Source organism: Streptomyces mesophilus (genome assembly GCF_040300965.1).
GTDB lineage: Bacteria > Actinomycetota > Actinomycetes > Streptomycetales > Streptomycetaceae > Streptomyces > Streptomyces mesophilus_A.
Genome location: NZ_JBEPEW010000272.1, coordinates 4,783 through 5,291, shown reverse-complemented (window position 1 = coordinate 5,291; position 509 = coordinate 4,783). Strand labels below are relative to the sequence as shown.

The window sequence follows — 509 nt, the reverse complement described above, 5'->3', positions numbered from 1 at the left end:
GGGGCTCCTGACGGGCGGCCGGGGTGGCTGCGGGAAGATGGATGTATGAGCATCGTGAAGATCAACGCGCTGACGGTCCCCGCCGAGCAGCGGGAGACCCTCGAGAAGCGGTTCGCCTCGCGTGCCGGGGCCGTGGAGAGCTCCGACGGATTCGAGTGGTTCGAGCTGCTCAAGCCGCTCGAAGGCACCGACCAGTACCTCGTCTACACCCGGTGGCGCAGCGAGGCCGACTTCCAGGCCTGGATGGAGGGCCCGATGAAGGCGGCCCACCAGGGCGGCGCCGCCGAGGGCGGCGAGCGTCCGAAGCCCGCGGCCAGCGGTTCCCAGGTGTGGACCTTCGAGGTCGTGCAGCAGGCGGGCCCGAAGCCGGCCTGACCTGCCCACGGGTCGTCCTGACCTGCGCACGCGTCCGGCCCGACCTGCGTACGGGTGGGGTGGGGGGGGGGGCGGGGGGGGGTGCGCCCCCCCCAAAAGCAGAGGAAAACCAAGAACAAAACGAGACACACACA

1 protein-coding gene is annotated in these 509 nt (G+C 70.7%); it reads left to right on the top strand.

What is annotated here, in order from left to right; translation table 11 throughout:
* Positions 1 to 45 precede the first annotated feature (45 nt).
* Positions 46 to 375, top strand: a complete 330-nt coding sequence (locus ABT367_RS40650) for an antibiotic biosynthesis monooxygenase family protein (RefSeq protein WP_352258917.1) — start codon at positions 46 to 48, stop codon at positions 373 to 375.
* The last annotated feature ends 134 nt before the right edge of the window (positions 376 to 509 follow it).

What these genes read in the sequence shown, in the direction of transcription:
- ABT367_RS40650 (WP_352258917.1), top strand. Translation starts at nt 46, where the DNA reads ATGAGCATCGTGAAGATCAACGCGCTGACGGTCCCCGCCGAGCAGCGG.